Annotated in this window: 20 protein-coding genes and 3 pseudogenes; 13 read left to right on the top strand and 10 right to left on the bottom strand. The window is 60.7% G+C overall.

The window, feature by feature from the left end; all coding sequences use genetic code 11:
* The first annotated feature begins 62 nt into the window (after positions 1–62).
* Together CV770_RS26390 and CV770_RS41750 are read left to right on the top strand one after the other, a co-directional pair.
* Positions 63–592: pseudogene (locus CV770_RS26390) on the top strand (transposase).
* A gap of 400 nt (positions 593–992) precedes the next feature.
* A complete protein-coding gene (locus CV770_RS41750; RefSeq protein ID WP_146101353.1) occupies positions 993–1,505 on the top strand; it encodes a hypothetical protein in 513 nt (170 codons plus the stop codon).
* A 531-nt stretch (positions 1,506–2,036) separates the two neighbouring features.
* Here CV770_RS41750 and CV770_RS43455 read toward each other — a convergent pair.
* Positions 2,037–2,234: pseudogene (locus CV770_RS43455) on the bottom strand (transposase domain-containing protein); the annotation flags it as partial.
* 455 nt (positions 2,235–2,689) lie between these two features.
* Here CV770_RS43455 and CV770_RS26375 point away from each other — a divergent pair.
* On the top strand, positions 2,690–3,076 hold the full coding sequence (locus CV770_RS26375; RefSeq protein ID WP_104464438.1) for a hypothetical protein: 387 nt from the start codon (positions 2,690–2,692) through the stop codon (positions 3,074–3,076).
* An 821-nt stretch (positions 3,077–3,897) separates the two neighbouring features.
* On the opposite strand, the gene CV770_RS26370 is transcribed toward CV770_RS26375, so the two are convergent.
* Genes CV770_RS26370 through CV770_RS26355 form a run of 4 tightly spaced genes read right to left on the bottom strand, consistent with a single transcriptional unit; the run spans position 3,898 to position 7,391 of the window.
* The gene (locus tag CV770_RS26370; RefSeq protein WP_104464437.1) at positions 3,898–4,872 is read right to left on the bottom strand and encodes a Bug family tripartite tricarboxylate transporter substrate binding protein; all 975 of its coding nucleotides are present in this window, start codon (positions 4,870–4,872) and stop codon (positions 3,898–3,900) included.
* 35 nt (positions 4,873–4,907) lie between these two features.
* A complete protein-coding gene (locus CV770_RS26365; RefSeq protein ID WP_104464436.1) occupies positions 4,908–5,687 on the bottom strand; it encodes an alpha/beta fold hydrolase in 780 nt (259 codons plus the stop codon).
* Positions 5,684–6,313 (bottom strand): NADPH-dependent FMN reductase, encoded by a 630-nt coding sequence (locus CV770_RS26360; protein ID WP_104464435.1) that lies wholly within the window; start codon positions 6,311–6,313, stop codon positions 5,684–5,686. Before CV770_RS26360 ends, CV770_RS26365 begins: the two co-directional genes overlap by 4 nt.
* Before the next feature lie 37 nt (positions 6,314–6,350).
* Positions 6,351–7,391: an LLM class flavin-dependent oxidoreductase gene (locus tag CV770_RS26355; protein ID WP_161500032.1), complete on the bottom strand. Its 1,041-nt coding sequence runs from the start codon at positions 7,389–7,391 to the stop codon at positions 6,351–6,353.
* 132 nt (positions 7,392–7,523) lie between these two features.
* Here CV770_RS26355 and CV770_RS26350 point away from each other — a divergent pair, with 132 nt between their 5' ends.
* The gene (locus CV770_RS26350) at positions 7,524–8,462 is read left to right on the top strand and encodes a LysR family transcriptional regulator (RefSeq protein ID WP_104464433.1); all 939 of its coding nucleotides are present in this window, start codon (positions 7,524–7,526) and stop codon (positions 8,460–8,462) included.
* 60 nt (positions 8,463–8,522) lie between these two features.
* Here the strand turns inward: CV770_RS26350 and CV770_RS44260 are convergent.
* Both CV770_RS44260 and CV770_RS26340 read right to left on the bottom strand, forming a co-directional pair.
* Positions 8,523–9,609: pseudogene (locus CV770_RS44260) on the bottom strand (TRAP transporter substrate-binding protein).
* 83 nt (positions 9,610–9,692) lie between these two features.
* Positions 9,693–11,372, bottom strand: a complete 1,680-nt coding sequence (locus tag CV770_RS26340) for a thiamine pyrophosphate-binding protein (protein ID WP_104464432.1) — start codon at positions 11,370–11,372, stop codon at positions 9,693–9,695.
* A 183-nt stretch (positions 11,373–11,555) separates the two neighbouring features.
* On the opposite strand from CV770_RS26340, the gene CV770_RS26335 reads away from it, so the two are divergent.
* The 4 genes from CV770_RS26335 (at position 11,556) to CV770_RS44070 (ending at position 15,630) form a co-directional block, all read left to right on the top strand.
* Positions 11,556–13,031, top strand: a complete 1,476-nt coding sequence (locus CV770_RS26335; RefSeq protein WP_104464442.1) for an aldehyde dehydrogenase — start codon at positions 11,556–11,558, stop codon at positions 13,029–13,031.
* Between the two features lie 130 nt (positions 13,032–13,161).
* Positions 13,162–14,544, top strand: coding sequence for an amidohydrolase family protein (locus CV770_RS26330; protein WP_104464431.1), 1,383 nt, complete (start codon positions 13,162–13,164; stop codon positions 14,542–14,544).
* A gap of 115 nt (positions 14,545–14,659) precedes the next feature.
* Complete coding sequence (locus CV770_RS44075) at positions 14,660–15,151, top strand: Bug family tripartite tricarboxylate transporter substrate binding protein (protein WP_104464430.1); 492 nt, start codon at positions 14,660–14,662, stop codon at positions 15,149–15,151.
* A gap of 2 nt (positions 15,152–15,153) precedes the next feature.
* Entirely contained in the window at positions 15,154–15,630 is a 477-nt protein-coding gene (locus tag CV770_RS44070; RefSeq protein WP_349627982.1) for a Bug family tripartite tricarboxylate transporter substrate binding protein, read from the top strand.
* A gap of 31 nt (positions 15,631–15,661) precedes the next feature.
* On the opposite strand, the gene CV770_RS26315 is transcribed toward CV770_RS44070, so the two are convergent.
* Positions 15,662–16,456: a GntR family transcriptional regulator gene (locus tag CV770_RS26315; RefSeq protein WP_104464428.1), complete on the bottom strand. Its 795-nt coding sequence runs from the start codon at positions 16,454–16,456 to the stop codon at positions 15,662–15,664.
* A gap of 723 nt (positions 16,457–17,179) precedes the next feature.
* On the opposite strand from CV770_RS26315, the gene CV770_RS26310 reads away from it, so the two are divergent.
* From CV770_RS26310 to CV770_RS26290, 5 genes are all read left to right on the top strand, one after another.
* Positions 17,180–17,983: an adenylate/guanylate cyclase domain-containing protein gene (locus CV770_RS26310; protein WP_161500031.1), complete on the top strand. Its 804-nt coding sequence runs from the start codon at positions 17,180–17,182 to the stop codon at positions 17,981–17,983.
* Positions 17,984–18,918: 935 nt separating this feature from the next.
* Positions 18,919–19,950 carry an amidohydrolase family protein gene (locus tag CV770_RS26305; protein ID WP_104464426.1) on the top strand — a complete coding sequence of 344 codons (1,032 nt, stop codon included), beginning with the start codon at positions 18,919–18,921 and terminating at the stop codon, positions 19,948–19,950.
* Positions 19,951–19,973: 23 nt separating this feature from the next.
* Positions 19,974–21,350, top strand: a complete 1,377-nt coding sequence (locus CV770_RS26300; protein WP_104464425.1) for an MFS transporter — start codon at positions 19,974–19,976, stop codon at positions 21,348–21,350.
* A gap of 17 nt (positions 21,351–21,367) precedes the next feature.
* Entirely contained in the window at positions 21,368–22,075 is a 708-nt protein-coding gene (locus tag CV770_RS26295) for a TetR/AcrR family transcriptional regulator (protein WP_283811369.1), read from the top strand.
* Positions 22,072–23,397 (top strand): MFS transporter, encoded by a 1,326-nt coding sequence (locus CV770_RS26290; protein WP_104464423.1) that lies wholly within the window; start codon positions 22,072–22,074, stop codon positions 23,395–23,397. Before CV770_RS26295 ends, CV770_RS26290 begins: the two co-directional genes overlap by 4 nt.
* Before the next feature lie 98 nt (positions 23,398–23,495).
* Here CV770_RS26290 and CV770_RS26285 read toward each other — a convergent pair whose 3' ends face one another.
* Both CV770_RS26285 and CV770_RS26280 read right to left on the bottom strand, forming a co-directional pair.
* Positions 23,496–24,503 (bottom strand): fumarylacetoacetate hydrolase family protein, encoded by a 1,008-nt coding sequence (locus CV770_RS26285; protein WP_104464422.1) that lies wholly within the window; start codon positions 24,501–24,503, stop codon positions 23,496–23,498.
* A complete protein-coding gene (locus CV770_RS26280) occupies positions 24,500–25,378 on the bottom strand; it encodes an ABC transporter substrate-binding protein (RefSeq protein ID WP_104464421.1) in 879 nt (292 codons plus the stop codon). The genes CV770_RS26285 and CV770_RS26280 overlap by 4 nt, the downstream gene beginning before the upstream one ends.
* Positions 25,379–25,457 lie beyond the last annotated feature (79 nt).

Genomic DNA, 25,457 nt, shown 5'->3' with positions numbered 1-25,457 from the left:
AGGAGGACAAATCCGGCTGGTCATCGTTTCTGCGGCATCTCGTCGATCGCGGTCTCAGGGGCGTGCAGTTGGTGGTTTCCGACGCGTGCCGAGGTCTTGTCGAAAGCGTTGCGGATTATCTGCCGGAGGCCCGCTATCAACGCTGCATGGTGCATTTTTTATCGCAATCTTCAGCCACCTGCCGTCGACCCGGGTCCGCGCGGTGAGCCGCATGCTCAAGGCCATTCATGCCCAGGAGAGCGGCGCCGCGGCCGACGAGAAAGCCAGGACCGTCATCGCGGATCTGCGGGCAAGCCGTATGGCCAAAGCTGCTGATCTCGTCGAGCAGGCGGTTCACGAGACGCTCGCCTACTATGCCTTTCCGGACATCCATTGGCGGAAAATTCGAACGAACAATCCGCTCGAGCGCGTCATGAAGGAGGTCCGGCGACGAACCCCTGTCGTCGGCGCCTTCCCCGACGGCCAATCCTGTCTCAACTTGGCGGCGGCCCGGCTGCGGCACATTGCCGGAACGGCGTGGTCGACAAAATGTTACATGAACATGCGACCGCTCTATCAGCCACAACTCTCTGAAAACGAAGCCGTCGCCTGATCAAAAGTGCGAAACATTCTGGACGGTACCCTTCAAGGCACTTGAACGCGACATAAAAGCTTATGTAGACGCACTTGAGTCGAACGATGCGGCTGAAGCCGCGCAGACCCTCGACGATCGATTGCGACGACATACGAGAGCTACCGACACCCGAAAAGTTGGCAGCACTGATGGCGAAGAACCCGCACCAAGGCGGATCTCGACCGTCTGGAGGAGAACGGTGCGCTGCAGCTGTCGCGCACCCACGCCGATGCTCGCCTCCTGACGAAGGGCGGATACACAATTGCCGGATACAATGTGCAGCTCGCTGTCGACGAAAAGCACAAGCTGATCGTCGCCAGCGAGGTGAAATGACGGCAATGACAGTGGCCAACTATATGCAATGGCAGCGGCGGCTAAGGTGGCCCTCTGGGTCACTACACTGACGGCAGTGGCTGATGCCGGATACTACGCTGGCGAGACGTTGAAGGCATGCGAAACGGATGCAATCACCGCCTATGTCCCACCCGCGGAACGGAATCAGCGCCTCGCTGCACAAGGACGTTTTGGTCGCGGTGATTTCCTCTATGACGCCGATACCGATGATTACCACTGTCCGGCAGGAGAACGGCTCAAGCCGATGAATGGTCGCAAACAGGATGCTGCCGGCAAATTCCAGATCCGTTATGCGGCCGCATCGCTGCTTGTGGTTCCTGCTTCTTGCGCGGCCTGCCTGGCGGAAAAGGCGGAACTACGGATTGTTTACGGCTGGGAGCATGAGAACGTTGTCGAGCGCGATCTGGCCCGAATGCGCGATGCCGGTGCGATGATGCGGCGCCGTTCCGCGGTGGTCGAGCACTCCCTTCGGCACACTCAAGTGTCGTGCTGGGTACCGACATTTCTTGCTGCGTGGTGCGCGGTGAGTGGAGCCTGATGGCGCTGAGCTATAACTTCACCCGGGTACTGAGCATACTCGGCATTAAGGGGTTCATCGCAAGCCTAGCCAGGTAGCTGCGAGCGCAGGCGCGATTCCAAGAGAATGAGGCTGCCGTAGATCCGTAAGCGGCCCCGACTTCGACTTATCATGTCAGGCTTTGCGAGACGTTCTTCCCCAGTCTCTGACGCGTTGACCACGTGCCCCGCAGCAACTGGAGCAGATAGAGTCTGTGGCAGCGTGATAGGAAGTCAGTTACCAACTAAACAAACCGGTTCAAGCGGCCCCGCTCCGCGGGTCCATTTCAATCATGAGAGAGTATGGAGGGCCGAGAGCACGGCAAAGCCCGGCGAATAATCGCCCCCCGGCTTACCGGCGACGCGACCTGAGTTTCACATACGGTTGACGCAGCGCCGTCTATAAGCATTGTCTGCTACAGCTACTTCTCGTGATACTGGCCCGACAATCGGCGGGGCGGCACCTCAAGCATGAGCTGAGCCAAGTAGGCAAGCGTCGTTCTCAGGCGACAGCTTAGAGGTCGTGACGGCAATATACCCACGGAAGCAGCTGATCGATGTCGCTGTTTTGATGACCGTTGACGATCTGGTGAGGGCGTTAGTCAGGTTCGGCAAGCGGATCGACGTTGTTCAGCTTACAGGTTGCGACCAGAGAGGCGATGATGGCCCAGTGCTCGGCGCCGCCGTCGGAACCTGCGAACAGCACATTTTCCGGTTGAGCCTGATGGGACAGATCGTACGCATCCGGTGTAGGCCGCAGGCTGGTTGGTTCATTCCCGTGCCAGCGCTGAGCAGCTTGGGGTTTTCTTTGTGGAACCTGACGAGCTCGATCAGGTTTTCGATGTCAAAGTCGGTGAACGCCTGAACACCATCTTCGCCGACGCCATAGACCCAAATCAGGCCGTCCTCTACACGGCTATTTGCGACATGCCGATTCAGGACTCTCCGCGAGATATAGCCATCGGGGATCTACCGGGAATCTGGCAGACTGAATAATCCGCCTCCAGCATTGGTCACGTTAAATGTCGTCGTAAGTCAGGTCCTTGCGATCAAAGCTACCAAAAGTGGCAGGTATGACATATTGGAGATCGTGTTACCCTCTGAAGGTTGATTGGAGCTGAGCCGCGAAACCAATCACAACGTTACAGTTCAGAGAGGAGACGTCCAATGGCATCGAGCGTAGCTGAAGACGAAAAACGCCGTACACAGCAAGGGCCGCAAGTGACCCAGGCATCGGCTGCTGGGCCAAGTGGCGCCGCCGAGCACACTAAGCAGTCGACGGTAGCCACGCGCGCTTCATTCGTGTTTCCAGAATGGCAGAAGTCGATCGAAGCAACGACAAACTTCTTCGCGGCGGCTTTGAAAGACGGTTTGAGATTGACTGCTTCCTCTTTGCACGATCACGCCAATTTTCTAAAAGTGGTTGCTGAGGTCAAAACGCCCTCCGAGTTGCTGAAAAGCTATCTGGACTTGGCAGAACGATCTTGGTCGCGATCGTTCAGTGAAGGCTCGAAGTTGTTGGATAATCTCAAGATACAACAACATCAGCGGTGATCAGTCGAATCGATGTATATGATATAAGCGACGACGAGCTTGGGGCGTCGCCTAGTACTTTCCCAAAATCGTCTGATCGGCCAGCTCTGATGGCAATGCGCCTTCGGTAAAGCAAAGCATTTTCGAGCGGCCGGTCGTCAGCTCATTGTCGCCGTTTGCTAGAAACGGACGCGGGTGTAAGAGCACGAAGGCCTGGTGCCCGCAATTTGTATTATAAGGCCACGATCGGAGCAGCGACAGCATTGCTTATGTGCCGGTCCGCACCGTGGCTGCAGGCGCACCTAGAAAGAACTCGGAAGCCGCGAGCTAAAGGCCGCTGGCGGCGCGGGTTCCTTGGCATGAGCGCCTCGATTGTTGTTCTGGGCCAGCCATTAGGGATACGCTGAAGCGTTGTGGTGATCATGCGAATGATCGACGTTGTTCATATTCGCAGTCTGCAGCAGTGATGATCACCGCTTTTAATCCGCGAACTCGCTCATTATGCCGCAAGCCGGATTATGCCGCATGAGCAGTCTTCTTCGCTTCGAGGCAGGCACCCGTTCTGTTTGGATTCGGCATAATCGTTGTCGCTCCATCAACATGGAGCACAAGCAATGGAAATCTTCGTCCAGACTACCTTGCCTCGATCCCTACTTCGCCTCGTTCGAGGAAAGCCCTTCATCCAGAAACGACAAAACCCGAGACCCTGACGAACTATCGCTACCTGCTTCGACGCTTCGTGTTGAGAAACGCTCGTGTCACTTGCGGCCAGCTCGTCCTCCCGCAACGGACGTCTAACAAGGCTGGTGAGGCCCTATACGTCGGGAGTTGACCTCTCAGCACTAGTTGCCGGCCGTAATCCCACGTTCGCGGATAATCGCGCCGAATCGCCTGGAATCCTCGCGGGCTCTTTCTCCGAATTCATCGGAAGACATCGCCGCCGGAACATTGCCAACGGCCATGATGCGTTCCCTGAGCGCTTCGGTTGTCAGGGCCCGGTTAATCTCCGTGTTAAGGCGCGCAATGATCTCGGCGGGCGTTCCGGCAGGTGCGTAGATGCCGAAAACGGCGTCCGCATCAAAGCCGGTGAGGCCGAGCTCGTCCAGTGTCGGCACGTCGGGGAGCTGAGGTGAGCGCTGCGGACTGCCGATCGCAATGGCGCGGAGTCTGCCCGCTTTGACATGCTCGATGGCAATGCCCGGGTCGAACAGGAAGTCGAGTTGCCCGCCAAGCAGGTCGTTGAGCGCAGGTGCTGCGCCACGGTAGGGCACGTGCACGGCGTCGGTACCGGTCATCTTCTTGAGCAGTTCCGCCGCGAGATGCGGAGAGCTGCCGACACCGGGTGATCCAAAGTTGCGTTTTCCGGGATTAGCCTTGAGATCGGCGACAAGCGCCTTCAAATCGGTTGCCGGATTGTCTGTTCGAACGACGAGATAGAACGGGACGCGCGCGACAGAGGCGACGGGAACGATGTCCTTCGCGGGATCGAATGGCATGGTGGCATAGATGTGAGGATTGATCGCGACCATGCTGCCGGACGACATCAGCAAGGTGTAGCCATCTGGCGCCGATCGGGCCACGGCGTCGCCGCCGAGATTTCCGTTCGCGCCGGCCTTGTTTTCGACGACCACCGGCTGACCAAAGGTCTCGCTGAGTGACTGGCCGATGAGACGGGCAAGCAGATCGGCAGCGCCTCCCGGCGGAAAGTTGACGATGAGGCGAATAGGATGGTTCGGCCAAGGGGGCGGCGAAGGCTGCGCCAGCGATGTCGATATGATGCTCGCTGCCACAGCGAGTGCGATCACGATGGCCCTCATATTTCTCTCCCTGGGTTTCGTAGCCGATCTCGCGTTCAACCCGCAAGGAAATCGCCGATCGCCGTGACGCAGCGCGGGTCTTCCTGCATGGCAAAGTGCCCGACATCAGGCACGATATGGATGCGCGCTTTCGGAATTTCTTTCGCCCAAAGCCCGGCCTGGCTGGCGAGCGCTATCCTGTCCCTGTCGCCCCAGAGGAGGAGCGTTTCATTGGGGATCCGGCTCAACCATCGGCGGAGATTCGGGTGTCCGATGCCGTGAGCTTTCATGATATTGCCAAGCGCCTTGCCTTCTCTTTCCCTTGCCGCGATGAACTGTTCCTGTGGCGGGGCAAGCGAGCCTCCCGGAAAGTATCGGGCCGCAATCTCTGGGCGACGCGCGAAGTATTGGGGCAGATCCTGCGGAGGGATCTCTCTGGGATTGGCGCCGCGATGATCGGGGTGGTTGAGTCCGGCGGGGGCATTGAGCACCAGACGCGCAAAACGTTCGCCGGCGACGACGGCCATTTCCGCCGCCATCCAACCGCCCATGGAATGCCCCACGAGGTGCGGTCGATCCAGCCCGAGTGCCGTGACGAGCCGGAGGTTGTGAACGATCATATCCTGCATCCCGCATATATGCGGGGCAGGGCCACTTTCGCCGAACCCGGGATGAAACGGCAGATAGACGCGAAACCTGTCGGCCAGGCCGCGCGCCCATTCATGGCCCTCGATCGTTGCTGCGCCGTGGAGCGCCAGGACGGCGGGACCTTCGCCGATGACCTTGATCACCGTGTCGACGCCGGCGATGTCGAGCCTTACCGTTTCGAATGTCACGTCAAACTCCTTGCAGGCTCCTGCCTCGCGTCTGTCGCAACGGAGAGCGATGGTGGTCTTCCCTGACGTTGCATGCGCACGAAATCCACCACCTGGTGGCCGACCGTCTCGAGCTGACGCCCGGCTGCCGGATCGGTGCAGTTCCCATCGGCGTCGAACAGCGCCGCGGAGGTGTTCAACATCGCGCCGAATGGGGTAGGCCACCCTCTGAGCGCGTGGGCAATCGTTCGGAGCGCGGCCAGTGTCTGGCCAACGGCCTGCCACCCGCCGGCGCATGCGATGCAGCCGACTGGAATTCCGTCGAGGTAGGCGCGCGCGTCGCTCCTGAGTTCTTCCGCGTAGTCGAGCGCGTTCTTCATCAATCCTGATATCGATCCGTGGTAGGCGGGGGAGGAGATGATGAGGCCGTCGCAGGCACGAAGCGCGGCCAAAAGGCGCGAAGCCTGATCCGATGGTGGTTGCCCCGGCACATACATCGGCAGCAGCAGGTCTGCGCCGGAGAGGAGAACCGTCCTCGCGCCTCTTTGCTCGGCCGCCTTGAGGCTGAACGTCAGCGCGCTTTCGGACGACGATCCGCGTCGTGGCGTTCCGCCAATTCCGACAATGAGAGGCCTGTCCTGAATCATTCGCTGCTCCAGTCGCTGTGCTTCCAGGGGCAGGCGCTCAACCGATCTGCGCGCGCCGCATTTGGGGAAGGACCTCCTCGCCGAAGAGAGCGAGCGATTCGAGGCGACGTGCCGAACTGCCCCGGCTCAGCATCGCGAGAAAATGGCCCGCACCGCATTTGCGGCATTGATCGATGATCTGCTCGGCGACTTGCGCCGGCGTGCCCGCAATGTAGTCGTCGTCATGCAGCGAAAACCCGGCTCCGGCCTTCGGCGCATCGAGTGTCGACGATGCGCGGTCGGTGACGCGTGGATCGCCGGCGACGATCTTCAAGGTCGCCGCCTTTGCGGTACGCGCCTCGTCCCGCGCCGCGGCGGCGTCGCGCGAAATGGAGATGTTGCGGCGGATTGCGAGCTGATCGGGGCTTGCGGGCAATCCCAGCCCGGCACACTCGCTTCGGTACGCATCGAAGATCTCCGATATGCGGGAGACCGACTCGAAGCCGGTGCAGATCTTGGATCGCCGCTGGGCGGATTTCTGCGCGGATGCGGAGCTGACCACGGTCGTCCATTTCGGTGGCGCAGGCTGCAGGAAGACGCCCGGCATCAGGGTGAGGTTCTCGAATTTCCAGTATTTTCCGCTGTGATTGACGACGGGGTTGACCAGGGCAGCATCGAGGATGTCGAGAGCCTCGTTGAAGCGCTCGCGGGCCTCCGCCATGCCGAGACCGATCCGCGCCAGCTCCTGCGGCACGCCGGCCGCAAAGCCGATCTCGAGGCGCCCGCTCGTCAGATGGTCGAGCATCGTCAGCTCTTCGATGACGCGCCACGGCTCATAGAGCGGCACGACGTTTCCCATCGTCCCCAAGCGGAGCCTCGTGGTGTGGCGAGAGATCGCTGCGATCAGGAGATTGGGGGAAGGGCTCAACGAGTGGGCGAAGTGGTGTTCGCTGAAGAAGATGCCCTCAAAGCCCAGCCGCTCGGCTTCGAGCCAAAAGGCGAAATTGTCGTTGAACGCGGCCGTCACGGCCCCGGGCAGGGTGTCCCCATCGCTCGGATTCGGGGCCTGCATGAACTCGAAAATCCATGGCTTGATCAAGGTGGTCTCTCCCGGAGCGCGATTGTTTTTGATTAGCGGCTGCTTGCGCGTGCTGAATTTTGTTGCATGGTTCCTGAAATTTGAAAAATCGATTATATTGATTTGTGATATTCGCAGTATGGATGCCAACAAATGCGGTTCGAGGGCCTGGACCTCAATCTTCTGATCGCTCTCGATGCGATTCTCGAAGAACGCAGTGTCATGGGCGCCAGTCGGCGCCTTCATCTCAGCCAGCCGGCGATGAGCGCCGCCATCGGAAGACTGCGTCAGTATTTCAACGACGAGATCTTCACGATCTCACAGCGCAAGCTGTGGCCGACGCCGTTGGCGCAATCGCTGGAAAAGCCGACGCGGGACATCTTGCTGCGCATTCGGTCCAACCTGATCTCGCCGCCGAAATTCGACCCGGAGAGTTCCGAGCGCCGATTTCGGCTGGTTGTTTCCGATTATGCGAGCATCGTGTTGATGCATGCCGTGATGAAGCGCGTCTATCTGACGGCACCGCGCGTTGGTCTTGAAATCCTGGCCTTCAGTGACCGGGTCGAGGACCAGCTACAGCGGGGGGAAGTCGACTTTGTCGTCATTCCCAGTACGAGCCTTATTGACGGCCATCCGAGCCAACATCTGTTTGCAGACGAATTCTGCTGCGTGGCCTGGAGCGGAAGTCGCCAGATCGGACGTTCGATCTCGCTCCGCCGCTACCTTCAGGTCGGCCATATCACGGCCCAGCTCGGGCCCATTCGCGGCTTGTCCTTCGATGAGCGGGCGCTCGCGCAGTTGGGTCATAGGCGCCGCATCGAAGTCATTGCCCCGAACTTCACCGCGATGGCCGCGATGGTGATCGGAACGGACCGTATTGCAACGATGCATCATCGCCTTGCTGCGATCTTTGCGCGGAATTTCCCGCTAAAGCTGCTGCGCGTGCCGGTCCGCTTCCCGGCATTTCGGGAATCGCTGCAATGGCCCGCGTCGTTTCACATGGATCCCGCACTGATGTGGTTGCGCGAGATCATAACCGGCGTTGCTGCCGAAGTTGAACGGACTCCGGCTGCGAAAATGAGAATTGGTTAATGAGCAGGCTAGAACCTCACTGCTCCACCTCGTAAGCTGGCGACGAGCCTGAAACTTCGCTTAGGTCTTGTAGAGGTTATAGAGGCTAGACTCGAAGCTCGCCTCCGCCACCCTGAACCAGGTCACGATATCCTCGCGAAACTTCAGCCATTCGCCGTAGATCTTGCGGAAGTCGGGATTCTTTTCCGCTTCTTCGGCGTAGAGCGAGAATGCCGCGCGGTACCCGCCCTCCATGATCTCGCGTGAGAACGGCCTGAGCTCGGTGCCGTTCGCGATCAGCCGACGCAGCGGCGCCATGTTGCTGGCATCGTAATGCGATAGCATGTCCCACGAGGCTTCCGCGGCCGCCACCTCAAATGCGCGCTGGTAGTGCGGCGGCAGCGCAGACCATGCCTTTGCCCCGACATAGAAGGCCAATTGCCCCGTGCAGTCCCCCCAGCCCGGGTAATAATAATATTTGGCGACCTTGTTGAAGCCGAGTTTCTCGTCGTCATAGGGGCCGACCCATTCGACCGCGTCGATCGTGCCCCTTTCGAGCGCGGGATAGGTATTCGCCGCCCGCGATGTTCTGGGGAACGACCCCGAGGCGCGCGACGACGTCGCCGGAGATGCCGGGGATGCGCATCTTGAGGCCCTTCAGGTCATTGAGCGTATTGACCTCGCGGCGAAACCAGCCACCCATCTGCACGCCCGTGCTGCCGCCGGGGAAGTTCACGATGCCATAGGTCTTGAAGAAGTCCCTGAACAGCTCGAGTCCGCCGCCGCGATACATCCAGGACAGATGCTGGCGTGGCGTCATCCCGAACGGCAGCCCGGTATCGATCGCGAACGTCTTGTTCTTGCCGCTGTAGTAGATCGATGCGGTATGTCCCAGCTCGACCGTCTCACTCTGCACGGCATCAAGCACTTGCAGGCCGGGCACGACTTCGCCGGGGCCGAACACCTGGATCTGGAAGCCGCCATCCGTCATCTCCGCGACGTGCCTGGCAAGGCGAACGGCGATGCCGTGGATGGTGTCGAGGTTCTTGGGATAGCTGGATGCCAGGCGCCAGCGGATCGTGGCCTTTTGCGCGCTGACAACAGAAGGGGCGGCCAGCGGCAACAAACCAACCGCAGCTGCTCCAACAATAGCTCGACGAGTCTTCATGGTTTCCCCCGGTTCTTTATGATTGTTATGATTTTCGTATGTTGGATCGGCGCGCCCGCTCTTCCGGCGCGCCGTCCGCAAATCTAGAGCTTCCGTTCCATCACGGCATCGAAATTGGTAACGGGCGGAAAGGCTTCCTTGTCGATGACGACATCGATCACGAATGGATCGGAGGCCTTCATTGCCAGCGCCATGGCTGCCGCGAACTCCTCGCGGCTCGTGGCGCGGGCGCCCCTGGCGCCGAGGGCGATACCGGCTGCGGCAAAGTCGACCCGCCCGAAATCGTTCGCTTCCGCGACGACGTTGCCGTTCCAGCGGTACTTCTGCTCGTGGTACTCGAAGGCGAGCGCGCTGTTGTTCATGACGATGATCACGACAGGCAGCTTGTATCGGACCGCCGTCTCGATATCGGCCAGATGATAGCCGGCCCCGCCGTCGCCGATCACGCACACGACTTTCTCCTTTCGCGCGATCTGGACGCCGAGCGAGGCGGGAAGGGCCCAGCCGAGCGAGCCGACCGCGCGGAAGAAGGCGTCGTAACGCAACGTCGGAAACAGCACACCCGTCCAGGCGGCCATGTAGCCGGTATCCGCGACGAGGGTGATCTCGCTGGCATAGCGGGAGAGCTCGTCAAGCACCGTCAACGGGGAGAGGGCGGCGTTGCCGGACGCGGCGACAAGTTGCTCGCGGTGATGCTCCGTCCATCTGGCGGCGTCACTGCGGCAACGCTCCAGCCAATCGGACGGCCCCTTTAGGCGCTGCTGTTTGACGAGGCCAAGCAGTTCAGTGAGGAAAATCTTGATGTCGGCGCGAACACCGAGACGGGGCGCGTAGGTGTTGATGAGGGAAGCCGGATCATGGTCGATCTGGATTACGGTCGCCCGGCGACTGGGCAGCGTGTAACCGTTGGTCGCAAGGCCGCCCAATCGGGTCCCGAGCGCCAGGACGCAATCCGCCTCTGCCATGAGCTTGTTGGCCGTCACCGACGAATAGCGGCCCACAATGCCGCAGAAGTTCGGATGCGAGGTCAGGACGGCCGGCTTGCCGCCAGCCGTGGCAACGATCGGAATGCCTGAGAGCTCCGACAGCAGCGCAAGCTCGGTCCACGCGCCGGCCAGCCTCACGCCCTCGCCGATGAACAGCACAGGACGCTGCGCGCTCTTGAGCATGTCCAGGGCCGAGGCGAGCTCGGTATCGAGCGGCCTTGCCTTGCTGGCCGCATTTGCGACATGACGTCCGGGCGGATTCGTGGCTTGCGAAACACCCGGCAGCGCGAAGAAATTCTTCGGCACGTCGAGATGGGTTGGGCCGCATGTCGGCGTCGCCGCGATGTGGAGCGCCTGCGAAACAAGACTTCCAGTCATTTCGGGAGCGGCGACGGCACCGTTCCACTTGGTGACCGGCTGGAAGATGACGTGCTGATCGAGGTCCTGGTACTCGTTCATGTGCACGGCTTGCGTCGCGGTCGCGCCTGTCAGCGCGAAGACCGGCGATTGGGCCCACACGGCATCGGCGAGCGCAGCGGCGACGTTGGCGGCGCCGGGCCCGGCCTGCCCATAGGCCGGCGCGACCCGCCCGCTCGCGCGCGCATAACCGTCCGCCATGTAGACCGCGCTGGCCTCGCTGCGTGCGACCACCATTCGAATTCCGGCATCGCGAAGCGCGATCCACAAGGGTTGGTCGCCGCCGGTGAGGAGAAAGAAGTCCTCGACACCTGCATGCTTGAGCGCAATGGCGATGTCGGTGGCCACGTTGTTCGTCATCTGGTTCCTCCCACCCGCAGGCTCACCGGCCAGTTGGTCATTAAATTATGTAATACAGTATTATGATAAAATATATTTTGTCAATCGCGGCTTCGCGCGGCCCCATCGCGGCTTGACGCCTTGCAAAAATCAATAATACCATAATACGAAGAGTCATATTTAATGTCGCAGGGAGGTGCGTCCGTGAAAAAGTATCAGATGTATATCGGGGGCAAGTGGGAGGACTCGGCCTCGGGCGAGTGGTTCGAGACCATGAACCCCTATACCGCGGAGCCCTGGGCTCTGATTCCGCGCGGCAATGAAGAGGATGTCGCGCGCGCGGTCCAGGCCGCGCATCGCGCCATGAATGTGGGGCCGTGGCCGAAGCTGAATGCGACGCAGCGCGGCGCGTTGATGCGCAAGCTGGGTGATTTGATCGCGGCGAACGCGGAGCGCCTTGCCGAGATCGAGGTGAGGGACAACGGCAAGCTGATCAGCGAGATGCGGGGGCAACTCAACTACATTCCGCAATGGTACTATTACTTCGGCGGCCTCGCGGACAAGGTTCAGGGCTCGGTCATCCCGATCGACAAGCCCAACATGTTCACCTACACCAAGCACGAGCCGGTCGGTGTCGTCGTCGGCATCATTCCATGGAACTCGCCGCTGATGCTGGTGGCCTGGAAGCTCGCTCCAGCGCTGGCGGCGGGGAATACCGTGGTGCTCAAGCCCTCGGAATTCACCTCCGCATCGCTGCTCGAGATGATGGCGCTGGTGGAGGAGGCTGGCTTTCCGCCCGGCGTCATCAATGTCGTCACCGGCTTCGGCAACGAAGTCGGGCCGGCGCTGGTCGAGCATCCCCAGGTCGCCAAGGTCGCGTTCACGGGCTCCGATGCCACGGGCCAGAAGATCTACGAGGGCGCGGCGCGCGGTCTCAAGCGCGTCAGCCTCGAGCTCGGCGGCAAATCGCCCAACATCGTGTTTGACGACGCCAACCTCGACAATGCGGTCAACGGTGCCATCGCCGGCATCTTCGCGGCCGTCGGCCAGGCCTGCATCGCCGGTTCACGCATGCTGGTGCAGGAATCGGTTCACGATGCCTTCGTCGAGAAGCTGCTGAAAGCGGCGGCCACGATCAAGATGGGTGATCCCATGAAGAACGAGACCCAGGTCGGGCCGGTCGCCAACCTGCCGCAGTTCGACAAGGTGCTCGCTTATATGGAGATCGGCAAGAAGGACGGCGCGCATCTGGCACTCGGCGGCGATCGTGCCCATCGGCCGGAATGCGGCAAGGGTCTCTTCGTCGAGCCCACGGTCTTCACCGGCGTCAAGAACAGCATGAGGATCGCGCAGGAGGAGGTGTTCGGTCCGATCCTGTCCGTGATCCCGTTCCGCGACGAGGAAGAGGCCATCGAGATCGGCAACGACATCCTCTTTGGTCTGGCCGCCGGTGTCTGGACGCAGAACATGAAACGCGCCCACGTGATGGCCGACCGGCTCAAGGCCGGCATGGTCTGGGTCAACACCTACCGCATGGTGAGCTACATGGCTCCGTTCGGCGGCTACAAGCGCAGCGGGCTCGGCCGCGAGAACGGCATCGAGGCCATCAACGAATACATGCAGACCAAGACCGTCTGGATGAGCAGCGGCGACGAGCCCTATCCGTTCGTGCTGCGATAGGCCAATTGATCCCGGGGCGTCGCCTCGGGATCAATTGCAACAAATCGTAATATAGTACTATGATATTTAATGACCTTCGGGACCAACCCGCGGGCATCAAGAAACGTCGAAACAAGGAGGGAGCTACGCCATGAGAGCAGCATCGGTCGTCGCCTGGGCCATAGCGGGCCTGTGTCTGTCTGGCATGCCGGGACAGGCGCAAGTGAAGGACGCCTCGAAAGCGGTGGTCCTGAAGGGCGCCACGCTGATCGACGGATCGGGTGGAAAGCCGGTCGCCGATTCCGTCCTCGTCATTCGCGACGGACACATTGCGGCCGTCGGGTCCGCGACAGCGGTGAAGGTGCCGTCCGGCGCCGAGGTGGTCGACCTCAAGGGCAAGACCATCATGCCCGGCATGATCTCGGATCATTCCCATGTCGGCATCGTTAGGGGCCTCAAGGCAAGTCCGGACAACTACAATCGCGACTACATCTTGTCCCAGCTTCGGCAATGGGAGGCCTATGGCGTCACCACGATCACGTCATTGGGGCTGAACGCACCCGAATTCTACGATCTGCGAGCGGACCTGCATGCCGGCAAGGCACCGGGGGCGGATATCTTCGGCGCGGACCGCGGCATCGGGGTTGCCATGGGGGCGCCGCCGGTGGCGATCGTTCCGGTCGGCCCGAGCCAGATCTATCGTCCGGATACGCCGGATGCCGCGCGCGAAGCGGTGAGGGAGATGGCTGGACGCAAGACCGATCTGATCAAGATCTGGCTCGACGATTTCGGCAAGTTGTTGCCGGTCAAGGTCAAGCCTGAGGTCTACACCGCCGCCGTGGACGAGGCTCACAAGAACAAGCTTCGCGTCGCCTTCCACATTAACGATCTGGAAGACGCCCAGGCGGCGCTGAAGGCCGGCGCGGACATCCTGGCGCACGGCATCCGCGACAAGGAGGTCGATCCGCCCACGATCGCGCTCATGAAGAAGAATGCCGCTTGGTACGTTCCGACGCTGGCACTCGACGATTCGAACTTCATCTTTGCCGATAAGCCGCAGGTCTCGGCTGATCCGTTCGTGAACAGGGCGCTGGATCCGGCGGTGAAGACGCAATTGGAAGATCTGGCCTGGCAGCAGAAGGTTCATGACGCTCCCGGTTCGGACCGCGCCCGGAAGGCGCTGGCGATGAACCAGAAGAATCTGATGACGCTTTACAAGGCTGGCATAGGCATCGGGTTCGGATCCGATTCCGGCGTCGGCCTGCGCTTCCCCGGCGTTGCCGAACATCGCGAGCTCGATCTCATGGTCGTGGGGGGTCTCACGCCAATGCAGGCCTTGACCATTGCGACCAGCGGCGCAGCCAAGCTGCTCAAGCTGGACGACCGTGGGGTGCTGCAGGCTGGCAAGCTCGCCGACATCATCGTGCTCGATGCCGACCCTTCGACCGATATCGCCAACGTCCACAAGATCTCTGCGGTCTGGCATCGTGGGAAGCCCGTAGCAGGACCGATCGCGACGTTTGCGCAACGATAACAAGGATGGACAGCGACGGTGCGCGCTTGCGCCGTCGCCGTCTCCGGCTCCGCGTCTCTACAAAGACTGCATCGGCCGGAGGTCCCGTTCTACATGTTCGTCTCGGGAGGAACTCATGGGAAAGCTCACTCGACGCGCCGTGATTGCCGGTGCATTCGCCGTGCCCTTTGCTGCCAGGGCGCAGGAATGGCCCGCAGGCCAGATGAAGTTGATCGTCCCGTTCCCCGCAGGTGGAACGCTGGACGCAATCGCCCGCCTGGTCCAGCCGGGTTTGCAGCAACGACTAGGAACGACGATCATAATCGAAAACCGTCCGGGCGCCGCGGGCAGCATCGGCGCGGCAGCGGTGGCAAAGTCGCCGCCGGACGGCCGCACCTGGCTGTTCGTGTTCGATACCCATGCCACCAATCCGGTGACGCAGCCGAGCCTGTCCTACAATTCCGAGACCGAACTTGACCCAGTGATGCTGGTGGGAACGGCCCCGAACATCATCGCCTGCCAGCCGTCACGCCCATACCAGACATTGGCCGAGCTGATCGCGGCCTCGAAAGCCAAGCAGGGGGCTTCGCATTCGCATCGGCGGGGACGGCCAGTCTTGGCCACCTGACCATGCTGCTTCTTGCAAAACGCTCCGGCGCGCAGTGGGCTCACGTGGCCTACAAGGGGGCAGCCCCCGCGGTGAACGACGCGATCGCCGGGCATATCGACCTGATCATCGCGGCGACGACGGTGCTCAACAGCCAGATCGACGCCAAGCTGCTGCGGCCTCTCGCCCAGACCGGCGCGACGCGCCATCCGACGCTCCCTGATGTCCCGACGCTCGTCGAAATCGGGTTTCCCGACCTCGTCGCGACGCCATGGTGGGGCCTCTATTCACCGGGGAAGACGCCAAAGCCGATGATCGATCGCTTCCAGGCGGAGATGACCGCAGCTCTGAAGGAGGAGGGCGTCACGCAGCGGATCAAGGCGATGGGGCTGACGATCGTCGCGAGTGATCCGGAGACCATGCGGAAGTTCTATACGGAGCAGGCGCAGATCTGGGGACAGGTGGTGCGGGAAAATGGCCTCAGGGCCGAAGGCGGATAGCGGGCTGCCACCATCGCCTGCGAGTCGGTCCTTACACCGTTACGCGTCCAACCGGATTGCTCGGCATCGCATCGCGCCTCGGTCTGCCGCGCGGACGTTTCGCCCGAAGCGCGGCTTCGGCGTCCAGCGCGGCCTGATGAACCGCAGCCGCTTCGAGCTGCTCCAGCACCTTCAGTGTCGCCTTCGCGCCCATGTTGACGTGGTTCACGGCGGCCTGCCACGCCGCCTGCGGCTTCCGCGCGATGATGGCATCGATGATCGCATGGACCTCGACGGCATTCTCCTTGAGGCGCTCAGGCTGCGACAGGACGATGGGACGAAGATAGCTCAGGCGCGCGCGAATGACGCTCACGAAGCCCTTGACGACATTATTGGCCGAAACGTTCATCAGGAATTCGTCGAGCTGGTTCTTGCATTCAAGCACCTTGGCGACGCTGCTGGATTTGAACGCGCGGTCCAGATCTCGCTTCAGCCTGTGCAACTCCTTGATATCGGGCTCGGAAATCCGCTCGGCGGCTGTCCTCGCGGTCAAGCCTTCCAGCATGCCCCGCACTTCATAGTGTTGCCGCGCCTCATCGGGTGATACGCGCGCCACCACGGGTCCCTGATTGGGGATGTTGTCGACGATGCCCTCCGCCTCAAGCTGCCGCAAGGCTTCACGTACCGCCGTCCTGCTGACGCCCGTCCAAGTGCACAGCTCGCCCTCCTTCAACCGCTCACCCGGTTGGAAACGGCCGTCGATGATTGCGGTTCGCAGATTGTTTGCGACCTGTTGCCGAAGCGGCGCAGCCGTGACCGGCACGCGTTGAACTTTCGAGCTCTTCACCTAACAATTCCTTGTTCTGGCTAAACAAATCCGATCATACCATACTATTAGTTTATCTCGTTATCCAGCGGACCTCTTGCCTATCTCGGCAAGGGGACGGCGCCCGTCCTGAGGCCCGTTGTCGTGGTTCTCGCGCTACAGGCCCGGAAGGCAGAAGCAAAGAGGACCAGGACTCGCTGGGAGGCCGACACGTCGAGAGTGGCACGTTCATTCCTCGATGAGGCGGACATGGCGCGTTTGCTCTGGCCTCCCGTGCTCTTGCATCTTTGAGCGCTGCAATGTGGGCATAATGGCCCGCTACGCTCCGAGGCCGGTTCAATCCATGAGGTTTTCGATGAAGCCTGCTACTCCGGATCAAATCGTCGACCTTCCGGGTTGGATAGTTCAGTACGCTACGACGAGCGACTCAGCAGAAGATTTTCTCGACGGTGTCTGCAGTACATTCGTTCGTGGTGGCGTCCCCTTGTGGCGCGTCGGTGTCGCAATTCCGACGCTCGACCCGCAATTTCGTGGCGCGACGCTGCATTGGCGGCGAGACAGCGCAATCCAACTTGAAACGGCTCCTCACGGCGTCGAGACTGATGAATGGTTTCAGCAGAGCCCGATTTTCGCGCTGCAGTCAAAAGGCGCCAGGTTTGGACGCTGGAGACTTGCGAAGGGCGAAGGATGCGACGTTCACCCGAGTTTGCGAGATCTTTGCTTCGAGGCGGCACTGACTACGCCATGTTTCTGGTCGAGTTCTCTCCTGGGACGTCTATAACCGGGGCTGCGATTTCGATCGCGACCGATCGTGCGGGAGGCTTTGAGGACACCGATCTGACTAGTTTTCGTGAACTGGTTCCAGTGCTCGGTCTTGCGATCTACCGCCTCGTTCTATTCTTGACGACCGGTCAGATGCTCGACAGCTATCTCGGCCGCATGAGTGGCGCGAGGGTGATGGCCGGAGAGATTGTCCGTGGGCAAGGCAGGATCATCTCTGCGGCGATACTGCTCGCAGACTTGTCAGGCTTTACCAGATTGACGGATCGCGAAGACCCGTTGGATGTCGTGCGATGGCTGAATGAACACTTCGAAGCGATCGGCGATCCTGTCATCGAGAACAACGGCGAAATTCTCAAGTTTCTAGGGGATGGTTTGCTTGCGGTTTTCCCGGCCGCAGCGGTCGCCGGGGAGCCGTGCGGTGCATGCGAAGCGGCACCCCGGGTGGCGCGAGAAGCTATCCGACGCAATGATGCGGTGAATGCTCGTAGAAAAGGCTCGGGCGAGCCCCAACTTCCCCTGGATATTGCGCTGCATTTCGGAGAGGTGGTCTACGGCAATGTCGGGACGTCGCGGCGGCTGGATTTCACGGCTATTGGACGGGCTGTGAACGAAGTCTCACGTATAGAGGGGTTCTGCGGGCAACTGGGCGTGCATCTCCTCTTGTCAGATTTGTTTGCGAGGCGCTGTCGTTCTGATTTCAGGCAGCTTGGCACGTTTGAGCTGCGCGGTGTGGAGTTCCCGCTGGTGCTGTCGACGACAGATTGATCGTCGAGCGGCGGCCCGCTTGGGGGCCGAAGCATCTCTCTCTTCGGAGAGAACGCTATTCGGCTCCCTGCCTGCCGCGCTGTGCACACCTCGAAACGCCTAGCCACAGTTCTTTTCGAGAGCCAGCCGCCGTCGCCGACGAAGCAGCGATCCGCACCAATTGGTGCGCTGCTTCGGCCATTGGCGCCATTCGTCTTCCCTCACCAAGGGAATTGAGCGGAGCAACCAGCGCAGATTGCGCTGCATCGCGTTTCCGGCGCTCACAACCCATTGACAATACGAAACGAGACGAACAGTATTGTAATGCGGGAAGCGTTAGACGGACCGCTTCGAGGGAACGACAAGGTTGCGGTACATTGCAGCAGCATATTGGGCTGTCGTTGAGGGGCTTATCGGGTCATGGCCTGTAGGAGCGTCCGAATCACACGTTCCTCCGGGCGCCGACTCGGCTTCAGCGCCTTCGGGAGCCGAGCGGCTGCCGCCGATAGCCTGGTGCTCCAAGAGCCAGCAGAAGCCAGTCCTTGCGAATCCGAGGGTTTCCGGTGATGCGCCCATGTGCGCGGGGCAGATCGAATCGCCGCAGACTACGCTGACCGCACCTGTGCTCCAGACCGGCGGTCTCCGAGGCAGTGATGACGTCCCTTGCGTGTGGGGCGTCCCTGGCCTTTCCGCGAATTCGCGCAGTAATTCCGCGGCAAAGTGTAGCCGCCTAGGCGTCGGGCTTGATGGGATCCCGTCAGCCCATTCGATTCTCTCCGAAATTGAACAAGTCGCGATGTTAGAGCGCTCGCAAGATGCGCTCAGCCGCGGAAGTATGGCGGGTGGTTCGATCGCCCCGATCATTGCCAAGCCGCGCTCCGGCGATCCGACCGGCTCTCGCATCATAAATCGCGACAACGTTGTCTACGGCAAATTCACCCGAGGAGTTCCTGACCATGGCTGATCACCTTCGCAAGATTGCAGTGGAGGAAGCCTTCATCGTTCCGGAATTAGCTGAGCGTCTACGGGATTTCAGCAACAGTCCTTCGCTCAGCCTGGATAAACTGTTCTTCGGTCCGCTTTACGGAGGAAAGCTGCGTCTGCGTGAGCGCCCCGTACTGGAAGACCTGCTGGACGTGGAAAATCAGCGGTTAGCGGAGATGGACCGGCTGGGCGTCGACATGCAGGTGCTGTCCGTGACGAGCCCCGGCGTGCAGATGCTCGATGCCGATACTGCTTGCGAGGTATCGGAAATCATCAACGACCGCCTGGCCGACATTGTGCATCGTCGACCGGATCGTTTCGCCGGACTTGCCGCCTTTGCGCCCCACGCGCCGAAGCGCGCGGCGCGGGAAATCGAGCGCGCGATCGGACAGCTCGGTCTCAATGGCTTGATCGTGAACTCTCACACGAACAACGAATATCTCGACGATCCGAAGTTCTATCCGATTCTCGAGGCGGCCGAAGCGCATGACGCCACGCTCTACATCCATCCGCGCGCGCCTTCGGATCTTATGGCGGGCGCCTTGCACAGCTACGGCATCGAATCGGCGATGTGGGGCTACGGCGTCGAAGTCGGCACCCATGTCGTTCGATTGATGACTTCTGGCGTATTCGATCGCTTCCCGAAACTCAGGATCTGTATCGGCCATATGGGCGAAGCGATCCCCTTCTGGCTGTGGCGGATCAACAATATCAACGCGAAGGGTCAGCGCGCGGGGCTTTGTCCGAAGACCGAGCTCAGCATGCAGGAGTATTTCCTTCGCAACGTTTATATTACCACAAGCGGGATGGAGGATCCGCTGGCGCTGGAATATTCGATCCGAAAACTCGGCGCAGACAGGGTGTTATGGGCGATCGATTATCCTTACGAGGCTTCGGCGTCCGCGACGAAATTCATCGAGGAAGCGCCGCTTGATCCCGAGGTGAAGAAGAAGGTCGCCTACAGGAATGCCGAAGCGCTCTTCCATATCGCGCCCGCTCGTTAATCTAGCCCGAGGCACCTGGCGAAATGAGCAATCCGGCAGCAAGGGGTGATCTAGGCGAACTGCTCGATCAGCAGAAGGTCACCGCTTACCAGCTATTCGTCGTTGCCCTGTGCTTTCTAGTCATGGTCATCGACGGCTATGATCTTTTCATGGTCGCCATGGCCCTGCCCAAGATCGCCGCGAGTTTTGGGGTCAAACCAGCCGCCCTTACCCCGGTTTTGGCCCTCCAGAATCTCGGGCTGGCGCTGGGAACGGCGATGATAGGAATCATCTCCGATCGGTACGGACGCAAGAAGACGCTGAGTTTCAGCATCGGCGCATTTGCGGCCTGTACGCTGGTATCCACCTTCACGCACGATATCGTGAGTTTCGCGGCGACGCGCCTGGTGACCAGCTTTTTCCTGGCCGGGGTTATCCCCAACGCGATCGCGCTGACGAACGAGATGAGTTCGCTCAGGTTCAGACAGGGCTTCGTGAGTCTGGTTTTTTCCGGCTACGCCGTCGGTGCAGCGCTGGCGAGCTTGGCAGTCGGTTCTGTTCTCCGAGACTTCAGCTGGCAGGCCATCTTCGTAACGGCAGCGGCCGCAGGCTTCCTGATACTCATAGTTGTCGTTGTCTTGCTCCCCGAGTCGATCCGCTTTCTCGCGACCCGGGAGCGGGGACACGCGCAGGCAATGCGGCAGCTACGCAGGATCATCCCGGATCGTGATATCGACGCGGCGATTCTGCTGCAGGCCGGCGAGGCTTCGCCGAAGACAGGCCGATCCCCTCTGCGGGCCCTCTTTGAGGGGGCGCGTGGCAACTTGACGCTGCTGATGTGGTCGGTGTTCGCTCTGAGCTTCGTTTCGCTCTCGAGCTTTGCTGCGCTCGGGCCCGTGATCCTCAACCTGACCGCGGATCTGCCACTGCAGACCGCCGGCTCTTTGATGGTGACATTTTCGCTTGGAGGCCTGGTGGGAACCGCGGTGAGCGGCTTCGTGCTGGATCGTCTTGGACCCAAAGCAGGGCTTACGCTTTGGTATGCAGGCTCCACGGCCTGTTGGCTTCTTTTCGCCTTCAACGTCAATGGTGAAGCAAGCGGGCACATAGCCATCCTCTTGGCCGGTGCGGCCATGACCGGGGCACAAGGCGCGTTGAACTCTTTCGTCGCCACGGTCTATCCGACGAAGATTTGCGCGACTGGTGTTGGCTGGGCATTTGGCGTGGGTCGCCTTGCAGGTATCGCTTCGCCGCTCATCTTCTCACCCTTCGTCGCCGCGCCGGGGTTGCAGATCCAATATTTCGCGCTGTTGGCTTTACCAACTTTTCTGGTCGTATTCTGCGTTCCGTTCCTCACCGGCGCCGGCCGGGCCGCGCATGATGAGGCGGAGTTCGAACGCGAGCAGCCGCGATCCATCTAGAAGGAGTTCGATCACACGTGGCTACATGCGACGGCCCGGGCGATATCAAGTTACTTCCGGGCAAACCGAGGAGCGGGGGCCGACCTCGCAGCGAGGCGAACCGGCGGTCGATCCTCACCGCTGCAATGAAGCTTCTCGAACATCAAACGGTTCAATCTGTCACCAGTGAGGCTATTGCTGCAGAGGCTGGAGTTGGCAAGGCGACGATCTATCGCTGGTGGCCTTCAAAAGTGTCCGTGGTCATTGATGCGTTCATCGAACATCAACTCCTTCACACGCCGATGGACAAAGACGCCCATCCGGCCGAGGCGCTACTGAAGCATTGGCGGATGATGGCTAAACAATACAGCGGCAAGGCTGGCGATATTGCCTCGCAGATCATAGCCGCGGGGCAATCAGAACCGGTGATCATGGCTGAGTTCCTGAGAAAGTTTCACGTCGAGAGAGCCGCAATGGCCCGGGACACCGTTGAGCGGCTGATGCGCGCCGTTCCATCTATCCGCGAGCGCATCGCGGAGGAGAGGTTCATGGAGCTATTCTATTCTCCCATCCACACGCGGCTGTTGCTACGGCACCATCCGATCGACCGAGAATTCATCCGGACCTTTCCAGTGGATTTCTTTCGTGTGTTCGGGGTCGAGTTCCATGACGGAGGTCGGCTTCGCAAACTTCCTCGGGCTGGATCCTACACTGCGACCAGCAAGATCGTCAGAGCCAAGCAATGAAGAATGCCAGCTCAACATCGATAATCTATCCCAGCGCGACGTACGCCTGGTATGTCGTTTTCGTGTTGCTGTTGGCCGGCATCACCTCGTACCTCGACCGTTACCTCCTAGCACTGCTCATCGGTCCCGTCAGGACGTACCTGAAGATTAGCGATACGCAGGTGAGCCTCCTCCAAGGGCTCGCCTTCGCGCTCTTCTATGTCGCCGCCGGGCTGCCATTTGGCCGTTTGGTCGACCGAACCAATCGTCGCAACGTCATTCTCATTGGCGTTCTGGTGTGGAGTGTCTTCACTGTCGGCTGCGGATTGGCGGAGACCTTCGCGCAGATGTTCGTAGCCCGGTTGGGCGTCGGCATCGGCGAGGCATGTCTTGGGCCGGCGGCTTTCTCCCTGATTGCGGACTACTTCCGCCGAGAACGACGTGGGCGAGCGATGAGTGTCTACAACCTGTCGAATTATCTTGGCGGCGGAGCATCTCTGCTGATCGGCGGTTTCATTCTCAAAGGTCTCACCGCCTCGGCCACGATGGCTCTGCCAATCGTGGGCGCGATTGCGGCCTGGAAGGTTGCTTTTTTCGTGGCCGCAGCGCCGGGCTTCGTCGTTGCCTTCCTGTTGCTGACTGTCAAAGAGGCGTCCCGCAAAGAGGTTGCGCCGCCCGCGGGAAGCGGCGGGGTGGTGCGCCTTGGCGCTTACCTGCAGCGGCACGCTGCGGTCTACTCCGCCCTCTATACGGTCTTTACCTTGAACGCCTTTGTCGGACTAACGTTCGCTTCCTGGGGCCCGACATTCTTCGCGCGGCGGTTTGGCCTGAGCCCAGCGGAAGTCGGCCTGCTGACCGGCCCGATCGGTATCCTGTTTGGCACTGCGGGTTCATTATCGAGCGGGGTGCTGGGGGATTGGCTGGTCGGCAAGGGCAGTACGCGCTTTCGCATACCGCTGATATCGTGGCCGATCATGCTGGCCGGCGTCATCTGCCTTTGCCTCGCTGCGAACCTTCCACTCGCTCTTGCTGGCGAGGCGATTGTCCTCTTTGGGAGCGGATTGGGTCTGGTTGCTGGTCCGCCGACGTTTCAAGACGTGACGCCGAACCAATTGAGGGGGCAGGTCCAGGCGCTCTACTTCATGCTATCCGGCGTTCTGGGGCTTGGGGTTGCACCGACCGCTATCGCGCTGGTGACCGATTTCGTTTTCGGCAGCGATGATGCGATCCGATACTCGCTGCTCGTGGTCCTCGTGCCGGTCGCGTTGGTCGCGTTTGTAGTCTGCGTATTGTCGCAGTCTCGATATGCCCGCCTGCGAAATGAGGCTTGGCCAGCCAGCTGAACGATCAGAGGATGGGCTCTCAGTAGCGGCTTCGCAGCCGGTCAATGTTTCAGCAGGACTATGCCTTGACCACGTCGCGCTGAGTGCGCCAACGTACTCTATGGCCGTGCGATGCATGGGATGGTTTGCCGGCCCAGACCAGAGATCTCTCCGACCATCAGGTCGCCGGGCTGCAGGAACCGGTTATAGTGGGTGCCGTTTCCTGCGGGCGAGCCGGTGCAGATGAGGTCGCCCGGCATCAAGAGCGCGTAGCGCGAGATGTACTCGATCTGTCGGCTGATATCGAAGATCATGTCGGCTGCGGCTTCATCCTGCATGACCTTGCCGTTGATGCTCAGCTTCAGGTGCAGATCACAGGGATTGCTGATGAATTGTGCTGGGGTTAACACCGGCCCGAACGGCAGATATCCCGGCTGCCCTTTCGCGCGAAACCAGTCCGTTCCGAGCTGCTTGTAGTCGGTACGGGCGATCAGGCTCCGCGAGGTCACGTCGTTGACGATAGCATAGCCGGCAACGTGGGACATTGCATCTGTCCGAGAGATGTTCCGGCCGCTCCGACCGATGACGACGCCGACCTCAAGCTCCCAATCAGGTTTTTCGTCTGCCGGAGGCAGCACCAGCGCGTCATATGCGCCGGCGATCGTGGAAACAGGCTTGGTGAAGACATAGGGCTCGCCCGTCGCGGCCCTCTCGTCCATCATGTTCTCTGCCCAGCGCCTGAGACCGACCGCGTCGAGTCCCTCGGGACCGACGCCCATATCGAGGGTCAGATCGACGACGTGCTTGCGGTAGTTGGCGCCGGTACAGAAGATTTGATGCGGCAGATCAACGGGGGGGCAGATGACGACTTCGGCGAACTCGTGGAAGTGATCCTGGATCACCGCTTCGTTAACTGCCGCCCGCAAATTGCCGAGAGCTTCCAGAGCAGAATCCCAATTCTGAAGAAGCTCGAGAACGCTCTTGCCCGCCAGGCGCTCGCGGCTGGTTGCGGGGCAGATGCGAACGAGATCGTCGAGCGCTGCAACACGTTCGTCGATGGCCAAGCCCGCTCGCGGCGTCTCGGCACCACGGCGGAAAGTTGCTACTGCGTATTCCTGCAGCGTCATCGGTTGGGCTCCCGTGAACAGCCGGAACTGTCGAAGAGACTGGAATCGACCAGATCTGAATAGGTAACATTGGCCCCGCGCAACCTCGCACGCTCGCGTTGGGCAATGAGGAGGGCGACACCGTCCCGGTCCGGAACGAGCGACCTGGGTAGAATTTCGATCATTGCTTCAGCAGAGGGACTCGACATGCCGGCCTCAATGAGATGCGAGACCGCGATTTTCCTGCTTGTCAGCGCCAGCGCCCGCGCGTGATCCAGTGCCGCGAGCCAAGCGATGAGACCGGCGCGAACGCGATCGTCTGAGCTGCGCCGCACGACCAACCCTTGTCCGGGAAATGCAGGATAGCGATCGTTCACGCGTGACAGCAACCGCGCCCCCTGTGCGATAGCCATGCCGTCGAAGGGGGGGCCGAGCAGGGTGGCGTCCCCGCCTCCGGCCAATAAACTCTGGTATCGTTCACGCACGCCACCGGCAGCTTTGAGTGCATACGATCCGCTCGGCAATCCAGCATCGTCCAGCAACGCTCTGGCTGCCACCACGAAACCGTTCGCCGACGAATCGACGAGAAGCATGCCGCCTCTCAAGTCTTCGATTTCGGAAAGGTCCCCACCGGCAATCAGGGAGAGGGGAGTCGTCTGCTCGACTTGCGCGATGATACAGAGATCCCGTCCGAAGTCGCGCATCCTCCAGTCCATCACATTGTCCATGGCGGTGACGACTGCATCTGCGGCCCCGCTCACGAGGGCCACAAACTGCTCGTCGGAGGATTTTGTTGTAGTGCCGTCAATTCGCGGTCGCATCGGCATCGATTGCGTGCTGGCGCGCGCGAGGATCGAGATTGCGGGCTCGACAAACCAATGGACGGTGATTTGCATTCCTCGTTACTCCTCCCGCCCCGGGATATCTAAACGAGACGTATCGTTTTGTAAAGAGCGCGACTGAACCGCTTTGCTG

The organism is Bradyrhizobium sp. AC87j1 (assembly GCF_002936975.1).
GTDB classification, from domain to species: Bacteria; Pseudomonadota; Alphaproteobacteria; order Rhizobiales; family Xanthobacteraceae; genus Bradyrhizobium; species Bradyrhizobium shewense.
This window is presented reverse-complemented; position numbering and strand designations above follow the sequence as displayed.